Source organism: Alkalicoccobacillus porphyridii (assembly GCF_007293315.1).
Taxonomy (GTDB): domain Bacteria; phylum Bacillota; class Bacilli; order Bacillales; family Bacillaceae_D; genus Alkalicoccobacillus; species Alkalicoccobacillus porphyridii.
Window position 1 is genome coordinate 1 of the sequence record NZ_VLXZ01000103.1, and the last position, 336, is coordinate 336.

Below are 336 nucleotides of genomic sequence, written 5' to 3' on the forward strand. Positions count from 1 at the left end.
TGAAACGAGACGGCTGCAAAGTGCCGTTTAAATCAGAGCGCATCAAAGAAGCGATTCTGCGTGCAGCTAAAGCAGCGGAAGTCGATGATGCCGATTATTGCGCCACTGTTGCCGCGGTTGTCAGCGAGCAGATGCAGGGCCGCAACCAGGTGGATATCAACGAGATCCAGACCGCAGTTGAAAACCAGCTGATGTCGGGTCCATACAAACAACTGGCTCGTGCTTACATCGAGTACCGTCACGATCGCGACATTGAACGTGAAAAACGCGGTCGCCTGAACCAGGAGATCCGTGGTCTGGTCGAGCAGACCAACGCCTCGTTACTCAACGAAAACG

Annotated in this window: 1 protein-coding gene; it reads left to right on the forward strand. The window is 53.9% G+C overall.

Annotated elements, in window-relative coordinates:
* Positions 1 to 336: ATP cone domain-containing protein (locus FN960_RS23695; RefSeq protein ID WP_143850784.1), on the forward strand; the 336-nt coding region annotated here is incomplete at both ends.